Below are 26362 nucleotides of genomic sequence, written 5' to 3'. Positions count from 1 at the left end.
GCTCCCATTCTAGTGGCAAAATATGTTTTATTAGTTCTTCGTTACACCCATGCGTACTTCTTAGCTATTTCATTTAATTTCCAATAAAAAAAACAGCCTCACTAAGCGTATTAACACTTAATGAGGCCACTTTATTCACACTATTAATTATGGAACGACGGCTTATAGAACGAACGATTATCAAGAGCAAAGACACGCTCAGTGTATTCACCTGGTTTTGTGCGTCCTAATGCGCGGTCCATCATGTTCATTTTTGCATCTAAGTTATCGATGTAATGCAGAATTTCTGCTTCTTTTACTAATGGTGGTTTTGGGCTACCCCATTCTGCTTTTCCGTGGTGAGAAAGAACGATATGTTGAAGAATTAATACTTCTTCTGCATCGATTTGCAGCTCATCTGCTGCTTTCCCAATTTCGTTCACCATAATCGAAATGTGGCCTAGTAAATTTCCTTCTAACGTATACGTTGTAGAAATTGGGCCAGATAATTCGATTACTTTACCAAGGTCGTGTAAAATAACGCCTGCATATAGTAAGTCTTTATCTAATGATGGATATAGATTTGAGATAGCTTTCGCTAAATCAAGCATCGATACGACGTGATAAGCTAGTCCAGATACGAACTCGTGATGGTTCTTCGTCGCTGCTGGATAGTCTAAAAATTCGTTTTGATGCTTATTTAATAAATGTCTTGTTAGACGTTGAATGTTCGGGTTTCTCATTTCAAATATGTATTGCGTAATTTTCTCAACCATATCTTCTTTTTTCACTGGTGCTTTTTCTACGAAGTCTGAGATATCCGTAACTTCATTTTCATTCGCAACACGAATTTGTTTCACACGTAATTGAATACGGCCTTTGTAGTTTAAAATATCTCCAGCTACTTTCACGATTGTTTCCGCTACATATTGTTTCTCAACTTCTGGTGATACGTCCCACAATTTCGCTTCAATATCTCCACTTGGATCTTGTAAGATTACTGTTAAAAATGGCTTTCCATTGCTTGCGATACCTTTTGTCGCTGTTTTAATTAACAAGAAAATATCGACTTGTTCACCAACTTCATACTCTGCAATTTTCTTTTTCATTCGAATTCCTCCACCAAATCAGTTACTTTTAGTATAGCACACTACAACTCATTTTCTTTACGCTTATGCGTTAATTTTATAATCTGTTTTTCTGTAAAATACGTTAGTAAATGCGCATGGCATGTAAAGAAGATCACTTGTCTATCTTTTGCAATTTCCTTTATAAGTTCAATCGTACGATTCATCCTTACCGCATCAAAATGCACGAAACTATCATCAATAATAAATGGATAATCATGCTCAAATGTTTTTGCTAACGCAAATCTCAGCGATAAATACAACTGCTCAGCTGTCGCTTGGCTTAGTTCATGACTATAAAAACGCATACCATCGTTACGCTCTACAATAAACGGCTCCGCCTCTGACGGTGAAAAGATTTTACTATATCGTCCGCCTGTTAAATAGACGAAATACTCTTCTGATTTTTGTAAAATACGAGGAAGATGTACTTCATGATAATATTGCTTCGTTTTCGTTAACACTGTCTTTGCAGTCGCATACGCAGCCCACTTCTTCACTTGTTCACGCACTTGCGCTTTTTTCATTTCCCATTCGTGCAGTAAATCGCCGTACGTACTACCTTCTTCTAAATTCGCAATTTCCATACGATGTTTCGCAATGCGCTCCGTCAGTTCTTTTTCCTTTGTAAGACAGTTTTGCATGACTGTCATTTCTTGCTTTAATTTTTCATCATAACCATCAGCTTCGTAATGTTCAGCTAATGATAAACTCGTTAAACGTTGTTCTAACAGATCAATTTGTGGTAATAAACGCCCCACTTGTTTCTCTGCATCTTCACGTTTTTCCGCTAGTTTACCTGCCTCTAAAAACATCTCTTCATTTGTAGCTTCGGCGATATGCCATAAACTATCTCGTTCTACTAACAGTTGTTTCAATTGCTCTTGCATGAACACATATTCTTCTTGCCATTCAGCTAGTTTCTCTTTTAGCTGCTTACAAGTTTGGCGTTTTTCTTTCTCATTTTGCATACGGCTTTGCGCCTCGTGCAGCTTACTATACTCCGCACTACCGATAACAGTTTCTAGTTTATGTTCAAATTGCGAAATCATTTCATATAATGAAGATTTTCGTGTGCCTTGCTTCTCTAATTCACGATATAATTGCTGCATTTTTTCCATACGCTCAAACGCCGGCAATATGTGCGCATACGTATAAAATTCAGGGAACGTATAATGCTTTTTATACGCATTGACTTGTTCGCTCATGCGGAACGTTTCTCCCTCCCATTCCTCATACGATGAAACGACTTTATCATACGCTCGCTCCATTTGCTGTAATTTATAAGACTCACGCTCAAATAGTTTACGTATCTCTTCATCTTTTTCTAACTCATAGCGCACAGACATCGCTTCTTCACTTTGCCTTCCGCCAGCACTTTGCTGTAGAGTAAGAAGTTCTTCTTGTAATCCACTTGACGGATCTTTATATAAAACGAGGGCAAGAACAATCCCTACAAAAACGATGACGCTAATAAATAAGAGCGGGCGATTGTCTATAAATAAGCTTGTGAATAAAATGCCTGTATTAATAAGAAGTAACAGAAGACAAACTCTTTGCCACTGCTTTTTCTTTTGCATAGCCGCTCCTGCTTTTTCCTCGTACTTGCGCTTCATTCTCTCTGCGCCCATACCGATAAACGCCGCATCTTGGAACGACTTCTCTTTCTCGGCTAACGCATTTCGCTCTTCATCCGCTAACATTTGCTTCTGAATCTGTCTTATATTTTCTTCTTGTTCTTCTAATTGCTCCTGCGCTACTTTAAAACGATCATCAAGCTGTGCTTTTTGCGTTTCTAATTCGCGCGCCTTTTGCACTGTTTGCGTAATTAACTCTTTCGTTGCCAAACTCATATCAAACGACAGGACTGTTTCTTTTTCAAAAGTAGCACCAATTTGTTGCTCGAGTTCTGCAAGCTCTTCTTTTATATTCGTAATCGTTCCTGTTATATCACGCATTTCTTGGCGTGCATTTTCATACGACATATGCTGCATACGAAGTTCTTCTACATAACTTTCTTTTTGTAAAAACTCTTCGTCTATTTGAATCGATTCCATTTCCAATTGCACTGTCTCTATTTTTTTATGGAGCGAATCAACTTGCAACTGGAGCGGCTCCATCTTCGCCTTAATTGCTTCATAGCGCGCCATTCCGTTTACAGGAAACTGCCCTTTTTCATCTTCTAACACTTTCTCATGCGCACGCTTTTCAATAACGAGAGGCTCAAGCGCCGCTAATATTTCATAATCTTGCTTTCGTTTTTCTGCACTCTCTTTTTCTGCGCGAACAAACACCAATTTCTCTTCACTTTCTTTTAACTGCTCCACTTGCTTTTCATACGTGCCAATTTTCCGATACGATAAACTTAACTAAATCTATACAATTCAATCAAATTTACACAAGTTAGTGCTTCAAAGTGTTCTCGCAGCCCCGAAGGGACGAGGGGTATAACACTCCACACGAGGCAGTATCGTTACCTCCTATTATCAAGCATTTATTTTACCCATCTTGATAAATTTATCGAAGCATTCAAATCCCTATCGTGATGGCTATTGCATGGAACACAACGCCACTCACGTATTTTTAAACTCCACTGTCCTTCTGGTTGAACTGAATGGTCGTATTTAACTCCGCAACATGAACAAATCTTGCTTGAGGCGAACCATTTATCAGCTTTTACATACGCAATGCCATACTTCTCGCACTTATATGATAAACATTGAAAGAAGAAGTGTAATTTTTGAAATAAAAATGCTTTCGATAGTTTTTTGTTTTTTAACAGGTTTGAGATAGATAAGTCTTCCACAACAATTCTCATTGGTTTGGTTTTCACCAATTTAGCTGTTGCTTGATGGATATGGTTATTTCGGATATTCGTAATTTTTCTAGATAACCGCAGGTGCTCAGCTTTCGCTTTTTCATATCCAGCAGATTGAATTTTCACACCTTTTTTAAATCTTCTAGACATAGCTCTTTGTGCTGACTTTTTCCTTTTCAAAAGTTTTTTAACCTTGGCATCTTTGTTTATATTTCGTTCTTTCGTACCATTAGAAGCTACAAACAGCTCTTTTAAACCAACATCCACACCAATCGACTCATTCGTTAGTTCTTGTGATTCAAAGGATTCTTGGAATCCTACACTAATCCACCAGTGACGACCATCAAAGGTAACTCTTGGATTGAATGGTTTTTTGTTTCTTGGTAGTTGTTGGCTTGTTTTCACTTCTCCAATAGACTGAATATGAACGACTTTCTTTCCTATAATCAGTCTTTCATAATTGGCATAAAATCCTTGGATTAAATCTTTTTTGATTTATAAGAAGTGTGATACCCATTTTTGTACTTTTTGAACGAATGTTTTCTCGCCTTATCAAAATCTTTTGAAGCCTGTTTGGGAACTTGTGCGTTGATGTCATTTAACCACTCATATCTCTTTCGCTTCTTGATCTTTGTAAATCGTTTCTGTAAAGCTAACTGTGAAACAGATTTTCCAAATAGCTTATAGTATCTATCACTCATTCTTTTACAATAGTTATAAGCGAATCTTGCAGCACCGGCATGGTTTCTAAGCACTTGTTCTTGTTCAGGCGTTGGAATCAGTCTAACTTTCTTCGCCAATATCATTAGAATGTAACTCCTTTAATGAAAGATTTGTTCTTCTGAATCGTAGCGTGTTCCACCAGCATTCTCCTGAGAGCACTCGGATGCAAACCTGTTAATTCTGATACTTGACTAACTCGTGAAAATTTCATTATTATTCTTACCTCATTGAAACCACCATAGCACATACGTTCTGTATATTCAATGAGGTTTGATAGATTTAATTAAATGTATCTCGTTCAACTAAGGGCGCAATTCCTTAGCCAGTTCTCTTATGAACTTCTCATGTTTTCACATGAGCGCAGACTATATGTTTATCTCTTTAGAGATAGAGGATTTTTCCACCACCATAGGCTTGTGGTGTACTCTCGTCAGTTATACGAGATAGTCGTTGAACGTTCATCTTATCACTTTTGACTTAGATGATTCGAGGCGGAAGACCCATTGTTCTAGTGTTTAGGATTTAACCTTGCACCATCTGATTGATTTTTTCTGCTTTCGCGACATTCACGCTCGCCATTTCTAGCCACGTTGTAGTTCAATCAGCTTTAGGGATTGCCCGCAGTTAACCCTCACTACTAGCCAATCACTTGACTAGCAGGGCTTACTGATATATTTAATTAACTTTGGTTATAATTGGTTAAATAAATTGTAACAGTTAGTTACCCTTGCCACTCTTTCATCTTCTCTTCCAGCTTCTTTATTTCTTGCAGTGACACGTTAATTTCTGGCTTACGACCACTCGGCTTAAAACGCTGGTCCATTTCTTTTTCTAGCTTTTTATCGAGCTGCAATAACGCATCACTTCCGACTGCGCTTGCTGAAAATAAATAATTGCCAATATCCGCTTCACCAAGCTGATGAATGTTTTGAAGACCGTGCATATCAAATGAAAAGACAGATTCAAATAAGCTCTCATTCATCCCGCTTAATATATCGTGTAAAATTTCCTCGCCGCCCGTTTTCCCGTCTTCAAAATAAACGGTTACTTCACCAGCGGCCGTCTTTGGCAATCGTTCAATTTTCAAACGGCCGTACTTTTCTGTTTGTACAGTCATCGCCCCGCCATACTTGCCGCCTTCTTTCGGTTCATAACGGCGCTGTCCTCTCGTCGGAAAACCGAATAAAATACTTTTCATAAACGAGCGAATTGTCGATTTCCCCGCTTCATTTTCACCGTATAACACCGTCAGCATTGACAGATCCATTTCCACATTTTCTAATTTTCCGTACCCATAAATATGGAGTTTTTCCATTCTCATTTCTTATCCCTCTCTTGCTGGAATAATTGTTCTAAAATAATATTTTCTGCTTCCTTTTGAATCTCTTTCTTCTCTTCTTCTGTAAAAGATTCAATACTATTACGCGCTACAGGAGATGTCCAAATACTGCGCAGCACGCCGTCCATATTGGTGAAAGCTTCTAACTCTTTTAGCACGCTACCGACGAAATGATTTTCTTCTTTCAACCGCTCGATTTCCGCAAAAGAAACCGTCTCATTCTTCCACTTCATCGCGTATACAAAATCTTTTCGCTCTTCGCCAGCTGTTAAAATATGAAAAATTTCTTCCACACGTTTTTCATCACGTAAATAAGGAGAAAGTGGCCCCTGTCCTGTAAATACGACAGTTAATAGCGTACCTTCCTCTTCTCTTCGGCACTCATTCATCGCAGTTGACACTGCTGTCATAAGTTCATCAACAGTTTCAAGTCCATCAATACAAACTTCGATTTCATCCCATACAACATCTGCCGTATGGAAAAATGAACATTGCGTTCCTTGTTTCGTAAGTTCAATAAGGTACGCACCCTTCTCGCCTGTTTCCTTACGATGACGACCTTGTATATTCCCTGGATAAATAATGTATGGCTCTTCTGATAAAATTTCACGTTTATGTATATGGCCAAGAGCCCAATAATCAAACTGCTTTTCTTTCAACTCACGAATTTGAAACGGTGCATAGCGATTATGCTCTGCATCTCCTTCCACACTTCCGTGAAGCATACCAATATGAAAAGGCGCATCACTCATTTTCGTATACTGCGCTGTCATATTATCCGTTACCGCTTGCTGCAAATAACTAAACCCATAAATAGAAGCGAATAGCTCACCATTTTTATAAAATGATTTCTCTTCTACATACGGTTCCGTAAACACATGAACATTTTCCGGAAACTCAATTGCTGCCCAGCTTCCTCCTAAATGATCGTGGTTACCGTGAATAATAAAAACAGGGATATCGTACTGCGACAGTCTCTTCATTTGCTCGCGCACAAACACTTGCGCCCTCAAACTTCTCGTCTCCTCATCATACAAATCCCCGGCTAGCAATACGAAATCAACGCGCTCTTGAATCGCTTTATCAACAATACGTTCGAACGATTCAAACGTACTTTGTTTCATTCTCTCCCAAACAGACTGCGATACATTCATCTCCATCCCTTTAAACGGACTATCCAAATGCAAATCAGCCGCATGTATAAACTTCACTTGTTTCACAAATAACGATCCTTTCTATGTTTCAAAAGTTTCACCTTATTGTAACACGCAATGTCATATATTTCTTTGCATATTCTAGTGATTTATGCCAAAATAGTTATAAGATTCTGATTTTTATTATTGGAGGGAATTTTCATGGGAGTATACGTTCTAACAGTCTTTGAAAAAGATGGTTCAAAAGCATTAGACGAATCATTCGAGGCGGCAACTGAAAAAGAAGCGAAAGCAAAAGGTGAATCTATTTTACGAGAAAAAGGATTGTACGAAAAAACACATCGCTGCACATCTTCTGCAGGTAAGCTCGTTTTATTCCAGCGCTAAAAAAAGAAGCGTCATCCGCTTCTTTTTCACTCTACTATATCTTCGTCACACCACGTAAACACCACATCTAGAATGCGATTACCGATACGTACGCGCTTATTCCATTTTCCTGTTTGGATCTGATGTTGCAATTCCGCTTTCATCTTTTCCGTCCAGTCGTGAATCGTTTCACTACCGTCGTACGGATATACGCTTGGAAACTCTTTCTGCAGTAGATGCAAGCTCTCTGCATCAAAATGAAAATGGAAGAAGTAGTTTGCTGTAAGCGATGGTTCTTGCAATCGTAAAAAATAATCATCAATTTGCTTTCTATTTCTATAGAAAGTAAAGATATTCACTTTACCGCTCGTAATTTGGTCAATTTGAATTTCGTGCTTCTCTATAATCACGTCTTGCCCACCTCGTTATATACTACCTTTAGTATATATGTCTTTTGCAACAAAGTTAACCATTTTCGCGCGAAATTCATTTCCTTCATTATATTACCTGTACCTCCATATGCAATCAGAACAAATAAAACAAAGTTGAAGGGGAGCGATTACATGTATTTCGGAAGCAAAGGTTGGTATGTAAAAGAACTTAAAAAATTAGGTATCCGTACTTATGAGGGTAAAAACTAGAGTCGTATCGTACGCATGTGTTATCTAGTTTACTTGAGAGAATGAAGAGAGCTTCGGCTTAATAGGTAAATAGGTTATATCCATTGTTAAAACGTAATTTATATTAGTATGTAAAAGAAGCTGTACCAAAATTTCGTTACAAACGAAATTTTTGAAACAGCTTCTTCTTTATTTAACAAAAATATCAAACCAATTTTGATTCTTGCACATTTTCTTATTTTCTTTGTTTTCTTCGTCTTCCTTATTTACTGATTTAATATGATAATTAACTGGTTTTATAATCTCCAATTCCCAACATTTGTTAGATACATATAAAGTTGAATTATTTTCTATGTAATAATTCCCAAATAAATTACTTTCTTTTCCCGACTGATTTACATAAGTAATTTTAATTGGTTTTTCATAAGATTGATTTATCATTCTTATTAATTGTCCACACGATAAAGACAGCCTAGGTAATAATACAAAGGCTAATAATAGTATAAGTCCAATTGCTAGCTTTGGTGCATTATTAGCTTTATTTGAAAGCATGCTATAACATTGAGATATCACATTATAAACAAAACCCTTATTTTCTTTCCCTTCTTTCATTCCCCAATCAATTTTTGTATTAATACTAAATTTCCTTTTAATCTCCGACATTTTTGGTAACCATTTCGTTATTTTTGGTAACCATTTCATTAGTTTTAGAATAATAACATGTAATAGTGGTACTAATATACTCAAAGTTATTATATTGGAAATAAATATTAAATTAAATTTTTCTAATATAAGTAGTAACAGTGAAGAAATAATAAGCGTAATTGGTAAATAACTTATCAGCTTAAACCATTCTTTTCCACAAAAGAAATGAAATATTGTTGTTATAATTAAAAGCGAGGGCACAGAAAAAACAGAAATTATTTTCAAAGTTTCTAACTCTCCCAAAATGCCCATAGAATTAAGTACAAATAACGAAAATGCGAATACTACAATATGAAACACAAATCCTTTTATCGTAACGAAAGTATGCTCCATTGTTTTTATCGCTACATATATATAGCATATTATTAACCCTACAAATCCCCATATCAAACAAAAGCTTATCATACTAGTAAACGTCACTTCATTAGCAAAGAACATTGTTATAGATACATTTAATATTAATGCTGTAAATACGAATATAATAAAAGTGTTCAACTTTATACCCTTTTTTTTTAATTATTAGAGAAATAAATATTGAAAATATATAATAAATGCAAATAAAAAATATAGATGTAATAGTCAAGGTTTGTAAATTAAAAGGCATTACATTTGAGACGATACTAAAATTCGAGATTTGAAAAATTTCATTACCACTAAAATAATATCCATATAAAAAGCTATATATAATTAGAAATCCTAAAGATGATATAAGAGTAAAACCGAAAAATAAAAACCTCACATCAAAAAATAAACTCTGAGCATGTTCAAATTTCTTTTCAAAAAAAGAATTAATAAAACTCACCTGTACACATCCTTTATAAAATAATTTTCATTCCATATTTCAATAACACACTTCTAATAATCGATTTATTTGACTACAAATCATTAAATTTAAAATCCATATATAATTATAATTTAATAATAGGTATTATCCAACTATTAATATCATTTATATTATAAAAATACTCACAAAAAATCTCCTATGAAATAAACCTATAAAGATTATTTCACAAGAAATTTTTTACACATTATTTACCTTCTTCATATAACTCTACTAATCGACTCCCACCAACAGTACGCGTCCCAATCATCTTACGTAATTCCTGCGCGTCTTTTGGTCTCTTAGTAATTAAGCTGGTTTCATTTTCTATCACTGTAAAATCTAAATTTAATTGCACCATATCAATAACTATCACTTCATCATCTTCCTTTTTGTTCAACATAATATCATCCCTCCTTTTACGAAATAATTCGATATATACCATATACTCCGCTACTTCATATTGCCCTTCCTATTTCATTTCCTAATCTATTCCCAATAAAATAACTCCCAAACCAAAAATGCTATAATAAATCCAATCAAACTAAGGGGGCACATTTATGTTGCACAGAACATGCATTCAATTTCACAAGTTTGGCAACCCAAAAGATGTACTACAAGTTGAATATAAAAATATAGAACCATTAAAAGAGAATGAAGTTTTAGTCCGCATGTTAGTTAGACCAATTAACCCATCTGACTTAATTCCAATAACAGGAGCGTACGCTCATAGAATTCCTTTACCTAACATACCTGGCTATGAAGGTGTTGGTATTGTCGAAGATGTTGGCGCGGGTGTTACGAGAGACCTTATCGGCAAACGTGTTTTACCGTTACGCGGAGAAGGTACTTGGCAAGAGTATGTGAAGACGTCAGCTGATTTTGTAGTCCCTATTCCGGATTCTATCGATGACTTTACAGCGGCACAAATGTATATTAATCCTCTTACGGCGTGGGTTACATGTACAGAAACGCTAAACTTACAGAGTAATGACGTTTTATTAGTGAATGCTTGTGGATCCGCTATTGGACATCTTTTTGCGCAGTTATCACAAATTTTAAACTTCCGATTAATTGCCGTTACAAGAAATAATAAGCATACAGAAGAATTACTGCGCCTTGGTGCTGCATATGTAATCGATACTTCCACTGCCCCGCTTTATGAAACCGTTATGACATTAACAAACGGGATCGGCGCGGATGCTGCGATTGATTCTATCGGGGGACCGGATGGAAATGAATTAGCTTTCTCCTTACGTCCAAACGGGCACTTTTTAACGATCGGTCTTCTATCAGGAGTACAAGTGGACTGGGCAGAGATTGTCACAAAAGCAAAAGTGCACGCGAACATATTTCATTTACGACATTGGAATAAAGACGTACCGCCATATAAATGGCAAGAAACGTTTCGTCACTTAATTCGCTTAGTGGAGAATAAACAATTACGTTTTATGAAAGTACATTCTACGTATGACTTAGCGGATGTAAAAACTGCCGTTGATGTTGTGCAGTCTGCAGAGAAAGCTAAAGGAAAAGTATTTTTGATGAGTTATTAAATACAAAGGAAACGTATAAAAAGGATTCAGTTTAGCTAACAGTATTGATCAGAATCTCTTGCTTTAATTTCAGATACAGATTATTAAAACGTTTTATTTCATTTTGATACTTGTGGAGATTACTATGTCCGCTGTAGGTTTCTATTCCTACTTCGGTTAGTTTGTTAATTACTAATTTCCATTCTTCCCATACTATTGTTTTACTTAGCTTTCCATTGTAAAATGTATCAAATTGGTCAATAAGATAAAAGTTTGATAATATCTCTGATACATCCCTTTTTGTATGTAATGCAACAATGCAAAAAGGGATTATTTGTTGTGTAGTTGGTATAGATTCTTTAGTAAAACTTATTCTCTTTTCTAACCAATGATTTATACCTAAAACACCAAATGCTGTATCAATAGGAATCCATTTTTCAAGCTGTTTGTTGTAATATTCCAGCCATCTATGGTCGTTATGATTCCAACCAAAGATCGAATAGAAATCTCCATGTGTTTCAATTAAATGAAGAGAAAAGTTTTGTCTTTCCATACTTTTGGGATGAGAATTTATTTCCAAGATCCACCTAGTTTCTATTCCGATATGAGTTAATACTTTTTCAACTACCTTTGCCTGTTCAGCGCAATTCCCTGCTTTTCGCGCTAGAATCTCTTCTACTGTCCTGTCCACATAGTCAGTTTGCACCCATTCAAATTCTTCATTTAACCAAGAGAAAATTGTATTCACCTTTTCACTTTCATTTTTTATTTCTCGTATTCTTGCGTTAATTTCATTAGATATTCCAACATGAAATGCCAACTTTAAGTTTCCCCCCTTCCCTTTTTCATCTACAATATTTTAACATATTTTCCAATTTCCGAATAATAAAACCGCATTAATATTCACCAAAAAGGTTAGAGACGAAAGATCTCATCCCCGCTCAATTAAAAAACTGTAAATATATGGTATAGTTTAATTAAAAGGTGAAAGGAGACTCTAACATGTGGTTACTCACGGCAATTGCGCCTATTGTAATAGTTGGAGGAATTGTAGTGTATGTGATTGGAAGGCTTAAACATAAATATAACAACGGCACATTAGGTAAGAAAAAGTCAAAAAACGCTCAAGTTTTATTAGATAGTTTCATACCAATGGGAATGCTCGTTGGCTGTATAATCGGTTTGATTTTCGGCATGTTTTTCCCAGATTATTCACTTCTTGCGGTAAGTTTAGGAGCTGGAATCGGCTATTTATTTGGTTTTTTTGCTTATGAATTTTATAGCAAAGCAGGAAACAATTATTCATAATCCTCAAACAGACGCGAGGACAAAAAAATCCCCTTAAAGCATAAGCTTTAAGGGGTGAGCCTGTTTTTTATTTACTTATATACGTACAGCTGTACCACTTACAGCGACCATTAACATTCCATCACGAACTACTTCGTAATCTACGTCAATACCAACGATAGCGTTCGCGCCTTTTTGTTTTGCAAGTTCTTTCATTTCATCCATTGCGATATCACGAGCTTCTTTTAGTTTGCTTTCGTAAGAACCAGCACGACCACCGACAACATCACGAACAGAAGCGAATAAATCGCGGACAATATTTGCACCCATAATAGCTTCACCATTTACAATATCGATATACTCAATAATTTCTTTACCTTGAATTCCAGACGTTGTTGTTACAATCATGACTGACACGCTCCTAATAATTTGTATTTTGAATAAGCTTTCTTATGTCTTTATTATGACATGGAACAAACAATGAATCTATTGAATTACCTTACAGGAATGTGACAGTTTTGTAAGAATACAGCGACTATTTTGTTTAATAAAGCGCTTTAACATTAGGATACATAAATGATTCTCTATTTTCTCTCCAGTCCTTTTCTATTTCTTTAAAAGTCGGTCGTCCTAATTCTTCCTTGTTTCCCTGTTTACGAAACCATTTCTTCACATACTTCTCTCCATTTTTATTTTGTACTGTACAAAGGAAGCTATTACTACTATCCTTTAATATTTTTACAATCACGACAAGACACTCCTTCTCTCTAAAACTTGATCTTTTACTATAAACCCTTCCTCTCTTATAGTCATACGACTCCTCGGTCGCGCCAAAGTTGTAAGATCAAAAACGATATTTACTTTGTTTACATTTTATTTAAAGAAATCAGAGTTATAAGCATGATGCTTATCAAATATTTTGTAGATTTCTAACTTATCATCTAATTTTGCATCTACTAAAATTAATATATTTCCATCGTAAATATATTCTTCATACTTTTTAGCATGTTCTTCAGGGATTCCTAATCCGATAAATGCTCCTATTAAACTTCCAGCTCCTCCGCCAATACCGGCTCCTCCAATAGCTGCTGCGATAGGTCCCGCTGCTACAATTGGACCCATTCCAGATACGGCAAGTACACCAAGACCTGTTAATAAACCTCCGAGTCCTCCTGCTACAAGTCCCGTCGCTGAAAAGATATCCCCTTTATGTGCAGTTTCATGATTCACTTTTTCACCCGATTTTTCTTCCAGATGTTCAATTTCCTTTTGATCTTTCGCAATAGCTGAAATGTTATCTGCCGAGTATCCTTTTTCCTTTAATTCATTAATAACGAGTGCCGCATCATCAATTGTTTGAAAAACACCTACTATTTTTCTATCCACATTCATAACTATTAACCTCCTAAAGTTTTATATAATATATCTTTATTACTCTTCGTTTTTATATACACTAATTTTTTTATTCACATATCCATTCACAAAAAACGCCAATAATAAAAGGATTACAAGAGAACTACTTAACAAGTAAATGAAATCAAATGTAATATCCGTTATCATTTTATCCATATGTAACAGTCTCCTTTTTATTTAAAGTAAAAGTATAAAACCTTACAATTCATCTTCGGTCAATCTCTTTGTAGTATATGTATACCCTCCATAACTCTTTCTAAACGTAAAAAACTATAATTATATTTTTTAAATTTTATAGGTTTAACATTTTTTTAAACGGGTATGTTTATATTGTTATGCTTATTATATGGAAAGGAATATTACGATGAATGCCATTCACTCTACTACTATTCTTTATAATGAAACACCTACAATAACGCAGATTCATCATTTTTATGCTGTAATGACAACATTTCAAACAAATGTATTTATAAGTAAACACGGAACACTTACTGCTATTAAAAATTTAAGCACATTAGTATCATTTTTCCTTACTGTAAAAAAGAGAGAGCTTGTATTATTTATCTTTGAAGGAATAGATGCAAAAAAAGCTTTAAGAACACTCTTTCCTTCTTAAAAGTTTTGTTATCCCCCTATTCCCTCAATTGTTACTTTTCATATATCGTTTTATACTTCAAAATGATTTCTTCTATTCAAAACGAGACCCCCTAATACAATAGGGGGATTTCTAGTTTGGCCCTATGAAAACTGATATAATATATATTACGTTTTTCATTCTTTAAAATAGAAAACTTTTAATAACCTTGAAGGTAGGAATTTTTAATGAAATCGGAAACAAAATTTAGTATTCGCTACAAAATTATGGCTGGTTATTTAGTTATCATTTTGTTCTTACTTATTTCTTTCATTATGCTAAACAATGAGATTTCCAATTTACAAAAATCTCGTAATTTTATTATTGATCACGATTTTAAAGTTCTTAATTTAACGAATCAAGTGGAGAAAGAATTGCTAACAATTGAAAATAAAGCGAAGGGCTTTATCACTTCTAATAACGCGAATTATCTGCAATCTCTTAACTCTGCCGAAAAAGATTATGAAAAACATTACCATGATCTTTTTTCTTTATTAGAAGATAACCCATCTCAGCAAGAAAAATTAAAACAGATTAACGGAAATATTACTAATTGGATAAATAAAGAAATTCACCCGTTAATTGCAAACCATAATAGTAATAACATACAAGAAATCGACACTACCGAAATTCAATCATTGCAATCACAGCTAACTGACTTCCGTAGCACTGAGGAGCAATTAACGAAAAAAAGAGCTGCACAATTAGATACGGAAAATAATAAATTAGAGATTTGGTTATACAGTTTATTGTTCTTACTTTCTTGTATTTCCATTATCATTTCACTCTATATTTCGAATTCCATTACAAAAACGATTAAAAATGTAATTCAAGCTATTAAATCCATTTCTTCTAAAGAAAAAATTACGGAAAGAATTCATGTAAATACACATGACGAAATAAAAGATCTTGCTCATACAACAAATCACCTACTGGACGAAATATCGAAAAGAGAGTGGTTACAAACGGAGCTTGCAGAATTAATTTTAATGTATCAAGGTGTATCCTCTATCGAGATGTTAGGCAACAAAATTTTGAGTGGCATTATACAAAAAACGCAAACTTCTTGCGGTGCATTTTATGTACGTGAAGAAGTTGAAGAAACTGTCTACTATGTAAAGAAAGCTTCTTTCGCTGAGCAAGGTGCTGATATTGGAAAACACTCTATTAAAATGGGTGAAGGTTTCATTGGACAGTCTGCTTTAGAAAAGAAAAGTTTTATTCTGAGGGACATACCTGAAGAGTTTCGTTACGTTACTACTGGATTATTAGAAATACGTCCTAAAAATATACTAGTCATCCCTGTCTTATTTGAAGATGAAGTAATTGCAGTAATGGAGTTAGTAAGTGTAACTGAGATTTCAGACTTACATCAAGATTTCATTCAACAAACTGTTGATAATCTAGGTTTAACAATCCATAGCATTATGGGACGTATGCGAATTCAAACCCTTTTACATGAATCACAAGCAATGACAGAAGAGTTACAAGTTCAATCAGAAGAATTGCAAACGCAAGCGGAAGAACTACAAATGCAAGCCGAAGAATTACGAACAACGAATGAACAATTAGAATCTAGAACGGAAGAGGCCGAACAAAAGACAGCTGACTTACAAATTACGAAATTAGAATTAGAAGAAAAAGCAAGCGAATTGTTACGTAGCTCAAAATACAAATCAGAATTTCTAGCAAATATGTCACATGAATTACGCACACCATTAAATAGTATTTTACTATTATCTGAAATGTTAAAAGAAAATCATGACAATCATCTATCCGATGATGAAATTGAATTGGCAACCGTTATTCATTCATCAGGAAAAGATTTGCTTACTTTAATTAATGACATACTAGATTTATCGAAAGTAGAAGCTGGAAAACTAGATGTCATTTTTGAAGCAACGAACATAAGTGATATGGCAGCAAGTATGCAGCAAAACTTCTTACATATCGCTGCACAAAAAAATGTAGAATTTACTGTTGAAGACAGTGACACGATTCCTAATCTGTTTTATACAGATGCAAAACGGATTGAACAAATTATTAAAAATTTATTATCCAATGCATTTAAATTTACGGAAAAAGGATCTGTCTCTTTACATTTCGATTCAATAGAAGCAACTAATTTGAGCCATGAAATGCAGTCTATCAGTAATGATTGGATGACCATTTCGGTAAAAGATACTGGTATTGGTATCGCTAAAGAACAGCAGCAACTTATTTTCGAAGCCTTTCAACAGGCAGATGGCGCAACGATTCGAAAATATGGTGGTACAGGCTTAGGATTATCTATTTGTAAAGAGTTTGCTAGATTGTTAGGTGGTTGGATTACGTTACAGAGTCATGTAGGAGAAGGCAGTACTTTCACTGTATATATTCCTAACCTTCCAAATGGATTAACTGATATACAAGTATCCAATTTAGAAGTGGCAGCAACGGTAGATGAAGTTATTCCTGCTGAAGTTGTGGAGGAAACTATCGTGATTCCAGAAACTAATAACGTCTTCCAAGAGAAAACCATTTTAATTGTCGATGATGATCATCGAAATATATTTGCGTTACAAAATGCACTAGAAAAACAACATGCTAACATTATTACTGCACAAAACGGTATAGAGTGTTTAGACATACTAAAAAACAATACAAATATCGACCTTATTTTAATGGATATTATGATGCCGAATATGGACGGTTATGAAACGATGGAACATATCCGAATGAACTTAGGATTACATGAAATACCTATTATCGCATTAACTGCGAAAGCAATGCCAAATGATAAGGAAAAATGTTTATCTGCTGGCGCTTCAGATTATATAAGTAAACCATTAAATTTACATCAACTCTATTCAGTAATGAGTGTATGGTTAATAAAATAAGTGAGGTTTCGTTTCAGTGGAAAATAAGTATTATAATTTTGATCCATCAGTAGATACGGATAAGCGTACGAACTTAGAAATTGACTTACTATTGGAAGCGGTATTTAAACTATCAGGATTTGATTTTCGCCAATATGCTCGCACATCTATTTATAGGCGGATTTGTAATCGAATGCAGCTTTCTAATATCCCTACCATTTCAAAATTAATTGAAAAAGTAATTCATGAAGAGGGGGTTTTAGAACAGTTATTAAATGATTTCTCCATTAATGTAACTGAGATGTTCCGTAACCCTATCTTTTTTAAGGCGCTAAGAGAGCATGTTATTCCTGAATTAAGAAAGCATCCTGAAATTAGAATTTGGCATGCTGGATGTGCAACTGGTGAAGAAGTATTATCCATGTCCATCTTACTTCATGAAGAAGGATTAAGTGAAAAAGCTGTTATTTACGCAACAGATATGAATACAAATGTGTTAGAAAAAGCAAAACAAGGCATCCTTCCATTAAATAAAATGCAAACTTATACGAAAAACTATTTACAAGCTGGCGGTACACAAGCATTTTCCAACTATTATTCAACGGATAGTCGCTTTGCTTATTTTAATCCGTCACTGTTACAAAACATTATTTTTGCACAGCATAATTTAGTAACTGATCAATCTTTTAACGAATTTCACATTATACTTTGCCGTAACGTTTTAATTTACTTTACGAGTAAACTCCAAAACCAAGTACAGCAACTATTTTATGAAAGTTTAGGTCACAACGGATTCCTATGTTTAGGAAATAAAGAAACGCTTCGTTTTTCAGATATAATGCCGCATTATATCCAATTTAATCCGAACGAACAAATCTACCAAAAAATACAATAAAAGCGTATGAAATCCTCTGTTTGGATTTCATACGCTTTTTATTTCGCATTCGTTTGTATCATAATGAGGCACATATCATCTGATTGTGCTTTCTTCTGTTCTTCCTTATAAAACCCTTCTATCTCTTCTTCTAAATCTCCCCATTTTCTTTCTGTAAAAGCACGTAATTTCTCTTCAGCCTCAAATTCATCATTTGCAATTGCTTCAAGAACACCATCTGTAAACAATGTGATTTGAGCGTTCTTCTCAAAAGGTATAACTGTCTTTTCAACTTTTATTTCATCAAAAAATCCTACCGCACAACTCCCGCGATTTAGTTCCACTACATTCGTTTCATCAACTAAAACGTACCCAGAAGGATGTCCTGCATTTACATATTCAATCGTTCTATCTTCTGTATTAACTACTAAGTATATCGCTGTAAAATAATATGGAATATTATCATTCTCATTATGTAAAAGAGTCATATATTTATTTAAGTCTTTCATAACAAGTTCTGGGTCGATTAAACTTTTAATCGTTTCACGTAATACAGACGAAATGAACATGCAAACTAAGGAAGCAGATACACCATGTCCCATCACATCTAATAATATAATACCGTAGCGATTTTCATCGATTTTATACCAGTAATACATATCTCCAGCTAGTTTAAATGAAGGTAAGTAACTTGCTTCAATTTTTATATGCTCTTCTCTTAATGGGCTACTTAATAAGTTTCTTTGTACTTGCGTAGCTAAATCTAGTTCATTCCGAAGATTCTCTTCCTGTTCTTTATGCCAATTTAATTCCGATTTCAAGCGTAATGCTACACGCATACGCGCTAACAATTCAACCTTATTTATTGGTTTTGTAATATAATCCATTGCACCTATATCAAGTGCTTCAGCTAATTTATTCGCATCTTCTAAAGCTGTTACAAAAATAATAGGAATATCTTTAAACTTCTCCTCTTTTTGTAATCGCCTACAAACTTCAAGTCCATCAATTTCAGGCATCATAATATCTAATAGTATTAAATCTATTTCATTATGCCTGGAAGAATCTTTTCCAAAATGGATGTATTCGAAAAGCTCTTGTGCAGAATTCAGCGATACAAGATCCTGATACCCGGCTTGCTTCAAAATTTTTTCAATTACAAAGATATTCACCGGATTATCATCGACAATTAAAATGGACACAAGTTATTTCCCCTTTTCTTATATAAAATGTAAATCGATTATCATTTTCTATTTTTCTAGTATTACATACTCAGTTATGAAATGAAAATTTCCTACTCAAACACATTTATACAGCAAAAGAACAAACCCCCAGAAATGAGAGTTTGTTCTTTCATTCTATAAAGTGAAACTTTAATCAGTGGGGGTTTTCTTCATCCCCCACTGATTATTAGTTGAACCAATCGGACTTTTATGGGCAGTAAGACCCCCCACCTAAATTCTTTGCTTTCGCTGCATTTTGAGGTGGGGGGTCTTACTGCCCGTTAAAGTGGGGTAAATTTCCACTTTTAATTTAGCACCATTGCTTTATCATTTAAAAGACGATCCAATTCTTCCATATGATTGGTTTCATCTGCAATCATGTCTTCTAACTTTACAACTAACTCTGTCATATTTAATTTTGCTGCCTGTTCTTTTCGCTTTTCATAACGCTTAATTGTTTCATATTCTGATTGTCTAGCATATTCTAACATTTCTCTCACATCTTCTGCTTGTTTCACTGGTAAAGGGATTGTAGTAGGTGTACCACCTAACGTCTTAATTTTCTCTGCTAAATATAGGGCATGTCCTTGTTCATCACTAATTTCAGATTCAAAGAAAGGCTTTAACACTTGTCTATATATACCAGAAACCGTAGCTGCATAATGGTTATACATAATAATTGCCGAGTATTCTCCTGCTAAATCTTCATTTAATCCTTCGATTAGTTCTTTCACATCGTGTGACATTTTTATATCTCCTCCTATACTTAATAACTACCCCTTTTCTCATGTTTTAAACATAATTCTTTAAAATTTTTATGTATCTAAAAATGCTGCTTGCTTCAATTTACTTATTGCTTGTCTTTTAATACGAGAAACGTGCATTTGTGAAATACCTAACCGTTCCCCTGTATCTTTTTGATTTAAATTTTCTTCAAATATATAATGAATAACACTTTTTTCTGTCTCATTTAATACGTTAAAAATATCCTTTAAAACGAGACGCCTTTCTGTCTCTTCATATCCTTGCTCTACTTCACCTACAGATTCAATTCTCGCCACCGAACTGCCATCAGATGCATTTTCAACTACATCATCTAAGGAGGATACTCGATAATTATTTTTCGCATCCATAATTTCTAGCACTTCCTCTTCGGATAGTTCTAAATGATCCGCAATCTCTATAATTTTCGGTGAACGTTGCAGTTGATCTGTTAACTCCTCTATCGCAAGTTTAATTTTTCCGCCTAAATCTTTAATTCGCCTTGGAACGTGAATGCCCCATGTTTTATCACGTAAATACTTTTTTATTTCCCCTACTATCGTAGGGATTGCAAACGGCTCAAAAGCATTCCCTATCGAATAATCATACCTTCTTATTGCGCCTAAGAGCCCTAACATGCCTACTTGTATAATATCCTCATGCATCGGTCCGCCTTTTGAATAGCGATATGCAATGGAATAGACGAGATTTTTATAATGCTCAACTAACCTTTCCTGCGCTTCATCACAGTGGTTTTGTTGAAATTCTGCAATTAGTTTCATAACGTCTTCTTTAGTAAGAGTTGTAGGTTGAGATTGGATTTCCATCATTCTCCACCTGCTCTCTTTGTATATATTTTGTCATTAAAACTGTCATGCCCTCATCATGCATGATTTGTATATCATCCATTAACGTATTGATTAAATATAAACCTAAACCATTTTCCGGCAAGTGCTCTACTGGTTTATTAATATCATACGGACCAACTTTCCTTTTTAAATTATTAAAATCAAAGCTAACCCCATTATCCGCAACCATAATTTCTAATCGATCTTCATATAGACCGAAGACAATTGTAATTTCTCCAACGTCTTCTTTATATGCATGTTGTACAATATTTGTACATGCTTCACTAATAGCAATTTTCATATCCTCTATATCGTCGTAAGCAAAACCCATTCGATTCGCAACACCAGCCATTGTTAAACGAATAATAGCGACATATTCTGCCTTTGCAGGAATTTTCATTTCTATCTTTTCAAATCTCTCCATCATCCCTAGTCACCTTCTTTCTACTTTTTCAAAATCGGAATTCAAATTTAATATTTCTGTTAACCCTGTAATATCAAATAATCTTTTTAACCTTTTAGATACACCAATAAACTCTAGCTTTCCATCATTTTTCTTAACTGCTTTTAATAGCGCTATAAAAACACCTAAGCCTGTACTATCCATATACTCTACCTCAGTAAAATCTACTACAATATGAACCTCTTTTTCGCTTGCAATAGGCATGATCTTATTTTTCAAATCTGATGCTGTATATGCATCAATTTCACCATTAAGTTGTACCGTATAACCTACATCATTTTGCAAAATATTTATTCCCAAATTCATCATTTCCGCCCCCTTATCTCAAACTACTACTATGTTAATTACCCATAAAAATTAGTTTTAAACATATTTTTTTATTTTCATTATAAATAAATTTTCCACAGCTTTCTCGGCTTAACACGTAAAAAATACTGCCAAATGTTTAAAGCTTATAAATTTGTGTATATATAATGTATAAACACTATTTTTAGGGGGATCTATCTATGGAAGAGCACAACTTTAAAAAGGGAGATTTTGTTCAATTTTCTTATCGACACGATCATGCTACAAAATTAGTTGGTTCCATTATTAACATACTAACGAATACAATTGTAGTGGATATAGGTAATAACGAAGATGTATCTCATATAGAACCGAGGCAGGTCGTAAGAATAAACAATTGTAAGAAAGTAACGATGGTTTAATATAAAGTGAAACTTTAAAGAGTGGGGGATTTCTTCATCCCCCACTCTTTCCTATATAGATTACATAAAAAAGCATCCAAATTATTTTAATTGGATGCTTTTTTATGTATATTTATCATTCTATTTACTTTATAGCTATATATAATAAACTTAAGATTACTATGCATGATCAAACTTACGCTTTCCGCAGCATTCTAGAGAAGAATGTAACGATTAAAATAAAGACGATTGCACCTAATAACGCTGGAAGAACGAAAATACCTCCCCATTCAGGACCCCAATGACCAAATAACGCACTACCTACCCAAGATCCGATTAATCCCGCAATCACATTACCAACTATACCTAAAGGAAAGTCTTTTCCCGTAATCATTCCAGCTAACGCACCAATAAGTCCACCTACAATACACGTAATAATAAGTCCCACAATTAAACCTCCCATATTATTTTTATAATGGATTTATCAAGCTTTGGTTTGTAACCAAAGCTTGATAAACATGTATTATTCTTTATTATCCAGCCCATCACTTATCTTTTGTTTCACTTTTCCGACTTTTTCTTTTATCGTTCCCTTCGTCTTCTCCCACTTCCCTTCATTTTTCAACTCTCTATCTTCTGTAACTTCACCAATTCCTTCTTTTACTTGTCCCTTTGTCTTTTCAACTTTACCTGTAATTTGTTCTTTTAGTCCGCCACTCATATTTCCCATCTCCTTTTCTTAATAGATTTATAGGATACAAATTTAAATAGAATACGTGCATCTTCTTTCTTGTAACCATTCACCGACTCTTTCTAAATCCTTAACGAATAACAAGATTTTCCCTTCATCCAGCTTTTCTTCATAGAAGTTCGCTTCTTCCTCATTAAGCCCTAACTCCTGCATCTTATTTCTTAACTGATCTCCCGTTTTTTGAAAGACATTAATAATGCTTGTCCCAAGCCCCTCCTCTTTTATACCAATTGTATTTACGTCTGCATTGTCTGCGATTCTATCTGTCCTTTCTTTCTCGTGTGTTAATACGTAAATATCTTTTTGGTCTATTCCTTTCTTCACTAGATCATTCGCCGCATTCATGACCTCTTTCTCCGTAATAAATTCATATACAAAAGGTTTACTATACTTCGTTTCCATCTTTAACTTCCTCCTTTAAAATGAATTATTTGTTATATTATATGTAGTACACCCATTTTCGAAATGTTAAACATAAAATTTGAAAAAAAATGAGAAGGAGAGTACATATGCACTTTCGTCTAGAGTTATTTGTAGAAGATTTGCAAAGGTCTATTCGTTTTTATGAGGAAATCCTTACCCTTGTATTCTCAAAAAAGAATACAACTGGTGCAATGATTAAACTAGGGGATTTTTCTTTATTATTGACCCCTGATTATATTCTTAATGAAAATCATTATTTAAAAACAGATGGACTTAATCCAAAAGGTAAAGGTGTTGAGATTATCATAGTTTTTGATCATATCGAACAAATATACCAACATGTATTAGAAAAAAATTATCCAGTGGAATCTAACCTTAAAATGCAATCTTGGGGAATGAAGGATTTTCGTATCGTAGACCCTGATGGTTATTATTTACGATTAACCTCCTCTTGAATTTTCTTTATCCCAAAACTAGTAGAATAAATCCCCTTACAATAACTACCTTAATTAACAGAAAATTGTTATAATTAAACATAAGGAGGGATACATGAAAAAAATCATATCTATATGCGCTCTAACCGCTCTATCTTTCACTTTAATAGGCTGTACAAGCACCTCAGCTACAGATAAAGCTTCACAAGCTAAGCAAGAACATACACAAACTACCTTTCAATTAAAATCCGCAAATATTACAGACATTGAAATACTTAGTACAATAAATAACAACGTTTCAAAATCTCAAACAGACAACGAAGAAATGATACAATCTATCGTTTCCGCAGTTCAAAAAGGCACGCCTAAAACAATCACTTTAGATCAAAAAAAGCGAGAATCTGCACATTCTACTATTACCGTTACATATAAAGATGACGCAAAAGAAGAATTTCTTGTTTGGGTTGATAATAAAGAGCAAATTACGATTGCTAAAGATGAGAAGAAGGATAGGGTTAAAGGTGTGATCGTGAATATTGAAGATGCTAAAATGATGAAGGATTTTTTTAAGAAAACATCTTAGCAGATAACTTTTCTTTATACATTAAAAAAGCCCACCTATTTCCGTAGGCGGGCTTTATCTTTATTACACAATAAGAAAGTATACTCTCATTTCCTCTGAAATTTCATGTAATTATACATATTTATGAACATAAATGTATTGATGAACTTTATCTACATACGCATGGCATTAATCCATTGAAAATTTATCTTCTTTAAAGCTAAAGCAAAACTCTCTTTTAGAAAAAAGAACAGACACCCTAAGGTGCCTTCCTCCGACTTGAACCACTTTAATTTTAATAATATGCATTAGACTCTTATCTCAAAAATAATCTAATGTATTCCAATAAAAGAAAGATAATGATAAAATAAAAGTGCAACAAGATGTTGCTTAGTTTTTAAATTTCATGGGAATAACACAAAAGCTAGGTTTGGTCGCCAAGTTTTTTCATTCCTATCGGTCATGAAATACCTCGGTTGGTCACCGGGGTATTTCTTTTTTATTAACGTATATATAGGTCTATTATGGACAAAATAAAATATAATATTAGTAGAAGATAGAACACTGACATCTTTGCCGCTTCTAAATTACTTTGGTCTTGTGCGAAGAAAGTATGGTCAGTATTTTCAGCTCAGTGTTCCATCTACTTTAGTTTTTGAGTTGAGTGTTGCTAATCATAGCAGCACTTTTTTACATTCCAATTTGTTCTTTGATGAATTGAATTATATGTTTTACAAACTGGCTTTGCGTGAAGAAATAATGAATATTTCTCAGTACTGTCGTCCACGATGCTAGATTACTTACAAAAGACTGGGGTTCTGTCTTTTTGGTCGCCTTTTTTTTACGTTTTTTCATTCCTGTCCCTCCCTTCATAAGGGAAGGGCAAAGATGGCACATTTTATATTTTAAAGAGTTATATAGAAGAGGACAATCTATTCATTAGCAAAATAAAGAAAAGACACCCTAAGGTGCCTTCCTCCGACTTGAACCATCTTAATTTTAATAATATGTATTGGACTCCCATCCAATTATTATTTTACCATGTTAAGTTGTTTTTGTTTATTGAGAAATACAATAATTTACTTGTGCTGGTTGTCTGTATGAGGTCTTTTTGTAGTCCATGCAGCGATTAACAAAAGAACAATAGCCGTGATAACACCTAAAAGTCCTTGCTTGAGCCACATGGATAATGCGGCATTTGAGCCAACGGCTAGAAACATAAGCATTACTGTGTATGTATTAAATTCCATTATAAGCAATCTCCTAATGGAACTACATATTGGTAGAAAAAATATATACTTCTCTGCCTATCTTAATGTTACTTGATAAGTGCTTGTTTTCATCGTCTCTCTTCATACAACCGATGTGCTTTATATGAGCAAATTAAATACATAACAATTGCTGTAGGAATAAACAACCATGCAAAGCCTCTCATCAATGCTAATGGTGTTTCAAATAAGAATGACCATAGAAATGATACACCTTGCTTATCCCATAGTCCTGGCGTAAAATATAGTTCTTTCGGATTTGCAAGTGCTCCTAAATGAATCGTGTCATTAAACATAAATAGGATTAATATCGGAATAGAGCATATAGCTAACTCTAAAAATGTTTTAGATAGACGTTTATATTTCCCTGCTCGTGACATTTGATCTGAAAAAATGTCATCCTCGCTTTCCTCATCTACCTTTTTAAAATAGTGCGTACCTGACCACCAATTACCAGCTATATGCTCCCAGCCACTATCTTCAAATAATGTGCAGTAATTCATAAAATCACTTTTTCTACTAAATACTCTATGGTCTATTTTAATCGTCGCATCTTCCGGTTCTGTATATCTAAATGTATAACCAAATGTATTACTTTCTAGTTGATATCCTTTCCAAGCCATCTCTTCTAACCATTTTTCCTCTTTCTCAAAGTCTAAAAAGAATCTCAATTTCCACATCATCGTTTCC

31 protein-coding genes and 3 pseudogenes are annotated in these 26362 nt (G+C 34.2%); 10 read left to right on the top strand and 24 right to left on the bottom strand.

The genetic code is table 11. From position 1 onward, the window contains the following. Window positions 1-143: 143 nt before the first annotated feature. The 5 genes and pseudogenes from yhaM to PDQ68_RS14330 all read right to left on the bottom strand — a co-directional run bounded on the left by yhaM (window position 144) and on the right by PDQ68_RS14330 (window position 7206). On the bottom strand, window positions 144-1088 hold the full coding sequence (yhaM, locus tag PDQ68_RS14350) for a 3'-5' exoribonuclease YhaM (RefSeq protein WP_000726638.1): 945 nt from the start codon (window positions 1086-1088) through the stop codon (window positions 144-146). Window positions 1089-1129: 41 nt separating this feature from the next. Next, the gene (locus tag PDQ68_RS14345; protein ID WP_061183751.1) at window positions 1130-3433 is read right to left on the bottom strand and encodes an ATP-binding protein; all 2304 of its coding nucleotides are present in this window, start codon (window positions 3431-3433) and stop codon (window positions 1130-1132) included. A 167-nt stretch (window positions 3434-3600) separates the two neighbouring features. Next, window positions 3601-4730, bottom strand: a pseudogene (locus PDQ68_RS14340) (RNA-guided endonuclease InsQ/TnpB family protein). Between the two features lie 641 nt (window positions 4731-5371). Beyond that, a pseudogene (locus PDQ68_RS14335) lies at window positions 5372-5968 on the bottom strand (AAA family ATPase); the annotation flags it as partial. Next, window positions 5965-7206: a metallophosphoesterase family protein gene (locus PDQ68_RS14330; RefSeq protein ID WP_016716701.1), complete on the bottom strand. Its 1242-nt coding sequence runs from the start codon at window positions 7204-7206 to the stop codon at window positions 5965-5967. The gene PDQ68_RS14330 and the pseudogene PDQ68_RS14335, both read right to left, overlap by 4 nt. A 135-nt stretch (window positions 7207-7341) precedes the next feature. On the opposite strand from PDQ68_RS14330, the gene PDQ68_RS14325 reads away from it, so the two are divergent. Continuing rightward, a complete protein-coding gene (locus PDQ68_RS14325) occupies window positions 7342-7527 on the top strand; it encodes a YhzD family protein (protein WP_000539553.1) in 186 nt (61 codons plus the stop codon). A gap of 26 nt (window positions 7528-7553) precedes the next feature. Here PDQ68_RS14325 and PDQ68_RS14320 read toward each other — a convergent pair whose 3' ends face one another. Further along, the gene (locus tag PDQ68_RS14320) at window positions 7554-7916 is read right to left on the bottom strand and encodes a hypothetical protein (RefSeq protein WP_061182804.1); all 363 of its coding nucleotides are present in this window, start codon (window positions 7914-7916) and stop codon (window positions 7554-7556) included. Between the two features lie 153 nt (window positions 7917-8069). On the opposite strand from PDQ68_RS14320, the pseudogene PDQ68_RS14315 reads away from it, so the two are divergent. Next, window positions 8070-8209: pseudogene (locus tag PDQ68_RS14315) on the top strand (YflJ family protein). A gap of 106 nt (window positions 8210-8315) precedes the next feature. On the opposite strand, the gene PDQ68_RS14310 reads toward PDQ68_RS14315, so the two are convergent. Together PDQ68_RS14310 and PDQ68_RS14305 are read right to left on the bottom strand one after the other, a co-directional pair. Next, the gene (locus PDQ68_RS14310; protein ID WP_270786873.1) at window positions 8316-9056 is read right to left on the bottom strand and encodes a hypothetical protein; all 741 of its coding nucleotides are present in this window, start codon (window positions 9054-9056) and stop codon (window positions 8316-8318) included. Between the two features lie 803 nt (window positions 9057-9859). After that, window positions 9860-10054: a hypothetical protein gene (locus tag PDQ68_RS14305; RefSeq protein WP_061182805.1), complete on the bottom strand. Its 195-nt coding sequence runs from the start codon at window positions 10052-10054 to the stop codon at window positions 9860-9862. 157 nt (window positions 10055-10211) lie between these two features. Here PDQ68_RS14305 and PDQ68_RS14300 point away from each other — a divergent pair, with 157 nt between their 5' ends. Beyond that, on the top strand, window positions 10212-11207 hold the full coding sequence (locus tag PDQ68_RS14300) for a zinc-dependent alcohol dehydrogenase family protein (protein WP_061182806.1): 996 nt from the start codon (window positions 10212-10214) through the stop codon (window positions 11205-11207). Window positions 11208-11238: 31 nt separating this feature from the next. On the opposite strand, the gene PDQ68_RS14295 is transcribed toward PDQ68_RS14300, so the two are convergent. Further along, window positions 11239-12006 (bottom strand): transglutaminase-like domain-containing protein, encoded by a 768-nt coding sequence (locus PDQ68_RS14295; RefSeq protein WP_000864010.1) that lies wholly within the window; start codon window positions 12004-12006, stop codon window positions 11239-11241. Between the two features lie 182 nt (window positions 12007-12188). On the opposite strand from PDQ68_RS14295, the gene PDQ68_RS14290 reads away from it, so the two are divergent. Further along, window positions 12189-12494 carry a hypothetical protein gene (locus PDQ68_RS14290; protein WP_016716696.1) on the top strand — a complete coding sequence of 102 codons (306 nt, stop codon included), beginning with the start codon at window positions 12189-12191 and terminating at the stop codon, window positions 12492-12494. A 75-nt stretch (window positions 12495-12569) separates the two neighbouring features. Here PDQ68_RS14290 and PDQ68_RS14285 read toward each other — a convergent pair whose 3' ends face one another. The 4 genes from PDQ68_RS14285 to PDQ68_RS14270 all read right to left on the bottom strand — a co-directional run bounded on the left by PDQ68_RS14285 (window position 12570) and on the right by PDQ68_RS14270 (window position 14042). Further along, window positions 12570-12881, bottom strand: a complete 312-nt coding sequence (locus tag PDQ68_RS14285) for a YbjQ family protein (RefSeq protein ID WP_000637510.1) — start codon at window positions 12879-12881, stop codon at window positions 12570-12572. 136 nt (window positions 12882-13017) lie between these two features. Beyond that, the gene (locus tag PDQ68_RS14280) at window positions 13018-13221 is read right to left on the bottom strand and encodes a DUF4028 family protein (RefSeq protein WP_061182807.1); all 204 of its coding nucleotides are present in this window, start codon (window positions 13219-13221) and stop codon (window positions 13018-13020) included. A gap of 125 nt (window positions 13222-13346) precedes the next feature. Continuing rightward, window positions 13347-13865, bottom strand: coding sequence for a general stress protein (locus PDQ68_RS14275; RefSeq protein ID WP_270786872.1), 519 nt, complete (start codon window positions 13863-13865; stop codon window positions 13347-13349). A gap of 39 nt (window positions 13866-13904) precedes the next feature. Then, window positions 13905-14042: a hypothetical protein gene (locus tag PDQ68_RS14270; protein WP_000359813.1), complete on the bottom strand. Its 138-nt coding sequence runs from the start codon at window positions 14040-14042 to the stop codon at window positions 13905-13907. 208 nt (window positions 14043-14250) lie between these two features. On the opposite strand from PDQ68_RS14270, the gene PDQ68_RS14265 reads away from it, so the two are divergent. From PDQ68_RS14265 to PDQ68_RS14255, 3 genes are all read left to right on the top strand, one after another. Beyond that, entirely contained in the window at window positions 14251-14502 is a 252-nt protein-coding gene (locus PDQ68_RS14265; RefSeq protein ID WP_000991343.1) for a hypothetical protein, read from the top strand. 206 nt (window positions 14503-14708) lie between these two features. Then, entirely contained in the window at window positions 14709-17399 is a 2691-nt protein-coding gene (locus PDQ68_RS14260) for a response regulator (protein WP_061182809.1), read from the top strand. Between the two features lie 16 nt (window positions 17400-17415). Beyond that, window positions 17416-18273, top strand: coding sequence for a CheR family methyltransferase (locus tag PDQ68_RS14255; protein ID WP_000429057.1), 858 nt, complete (start codon window positions 17416-17418; stop codon window positions 18271-18273). Window positions 18274-18311: 38 nt separating this feature from the next. On the opposite strand, the gene PDQ68_RS14250 is transcribed toward PDQ68_RS14255, so the two are convergent. The 5 genes from PDQ68_RS14250 to rsbV all read right to left on the bottom strand — a co-directional run bounded on the left by PDQ68_RS14250 (window position 18312) and on the right by rsbV (window position 21857). Next, on the bottom strand, window positions 18312-19454 hold the full coding sequence (locus PDQ68_RS14250) for a fused response regulator/phosphatase (protein ID WP_061182810.1): 1143 nt from the start codon (window positions 19452-19454) through the stop codon (window positions 18312-18314). Window positions 19455-19780: 326 nt separating this feature from the next. Then, window positions 19781-20221 carry a ferritin-like domain-containing protein gene (locus PDQ68_RS14245; protein WP_016716691.1) on the bottom strand — a complete coding sequence of 147 codons (441 nt, stop codon included), beginning with the start codon at window positions 20219-20221 and terminating at the stop codon, window positions 19781-19783. A 69-nt stretch (window positions 20222-20290) separates the two neighbouring features. Further along, window positions 20291-21067, bottom strand: a complete 777-nt coding sequence (gene sigB / locus PDQ68_RS14240) for an RNA polymerase sigma factor SigB (protein WP_061182811.1) — start codon at window positions 21065-21067, stop codon at window positions 20291-20293. Further along, window positions 21030-21512: an anti-sigma B factor RsbW gene (gene rsbW / locus PDQ68_RS14235; RefSeq protein ID WP_000970582.1), complete on the bottom strand. Its 483-nt coding sequence runs from the start codon at window positions 21510-21512 to the stop codon at window positions 21030-21032. The genes sigB and rsbW overlap by 38 nt, the downstream gene beginning before the upstream one ends. Before the next feature lie 6 nt (window positions 21513-21518). Further along, complete coding sequence (rsbV, locus tag PDQ68_RS14230) at window positions 21519-21857, bottom strand: anti sigma b factor antagonist RsbV (protein ID WP_002020655.1); 339 nt, start codon at window positions 21855-21857, stop codon at window positions 21519-21521. Between the two features lie 197 nt (window positions 21858-22054). Between rsbV and PDQ68_RS14225 the strand changes: the two genes are divergently transcribed. Then, a complete protein-coding gene (locus PDQ68_RS14225; protein ID WP_000391000.1) occupies window positions 22055-22255 on the top strand; it encodes a hypothetical protein in 201 nt (66 codons plus the stop codon). A gap of 175 nt (window positions 22256-22430) precedes the next feature. Here PDQ68_RS14225 and PDQ68_RS14220 read toward each other — a convergent pair whose 3' ends face one another. The 3 genes from PDQ68_RS14220 to PDQ68_RS14210 form a co-directional block, all read right to left on the bottom strand. Next, complete coding sequence (locus PDQ68_RS14220; protein WP_000522903.1) at window positions 22431-22682, bottom strand: GlsB/YeaQ/YmgE family stress response membrane protein; 252 nt, start codon at window positions 22680-22682, stop codon at window positions 22431-22433. A gap of 75 nt (window positions 22683-22757) precedes the next feature. After that, window positions 22758-22964 carry a CsbD family protein gene (locus tag PDQ68_RS14215; RefSeq protein ID WP_370530088.1) on the bottom strand — a complete coding sequence of 69 codons (207 nt, stop codon included), beginning with the start codon at window positions 22962-22964 and terminating at the stop codon, window positions 22758-22760. A gap of 33 nt (window positions 22965-22997) precedes the next feature. After that, a complete protein-coding gene (locus tag PDQ68_RS14210; RefSeq protein ID WP_000448809.1) occupies window positions 22998-23387 on the bottom strand; it encodes a YflT domain-containing protein in 390 nt (129 codons plus the stop codon). Between the two features lie 107 nt (window positions 23388-23494). Between PDQ68_RS14210 and PDQ68_RS14205 the strand changes: the two genes are divergently transcribed. Both PDQ68_RS14205 and PDQ68_RS14200 read left to right on the top strand, forming a co-directional pair. Then, window positions 23495-23863, top strand: coding sequence for a VOC family protein (locus tag PDQ68_RS14205; RefSeq protein WP_000545706.1), 369 nt, complete (start codon window positions 23495-23497; stop codon window positions 23861-23863). A gap of 94 nt (window positions 23864-23957) precedes the next feature. After that, window positions 23958-24425, top strand: a complete 468-nt coding sequence (locus tag PDQ68_RS14200) for a hypothetical protein (protein WP_061182812.1) — start codon at window positions 23958-23960, stop codon at window positions 24423-24425. Window positions 24426-25094: 669 nt separating this feature from the next. Here the strand turns inward: PDQ68_RS14200 and PDQ68_RS14195 are convergent. The 3 genes from PDQ68_RS14195 to PDQ68_RS14185 form a co-directional block, all read right to left on the bottom strand. Next, window positions 25095-25259 (bottom strand): hypothetical protein, encoded by a 165-nt coding sequence (locus PDQ68_RS14195; RefSeq protein WP_016716688.1) that lies wholly within the window; start codon window positions 25257-25259, stop codon window positions 25095-25097. A 224-nt stretch (window positions 25260-25483) separates the two neighbouring features. Further along, entirely contained in the window at window positions 25484-25654 is a 171-nt protein-coding gene (locus tag PDQ68_RS14190) for a hypothetical protein (protein ID WP_016716687.1), read from the bottom strand. Between the two features lie 89 nt (window positions 25655-25743). After that, a complete protein-coding gene (locus PDQ68_RS14185; RefSeq protein ID WP_029141069.1) occupies window positions 25744-26355 on the bottom strand; it encodes a DUF2812 domain-containing protein in 612 nt (203 codons plus the stop codon). Window positions 26356-26362 lie beyond the last annotated feature (7 nt).

The sequence above is a fragment of the Bacillus cereus group sp. Bc010 genome, assembly GCF_027716745.1.
Classification (GTDB): domain Bacteria; phylum Bacillota; class Bacilli; order Bacillales; family Bacillaceae_G; genus Bacillus_A; species Bacillus_A pacificus.
The sequence above is the reverse complement of the archived record's forward strand: the minus strand, read 5'-3'. Positions and strand labels throughout refer to the sequence as shown.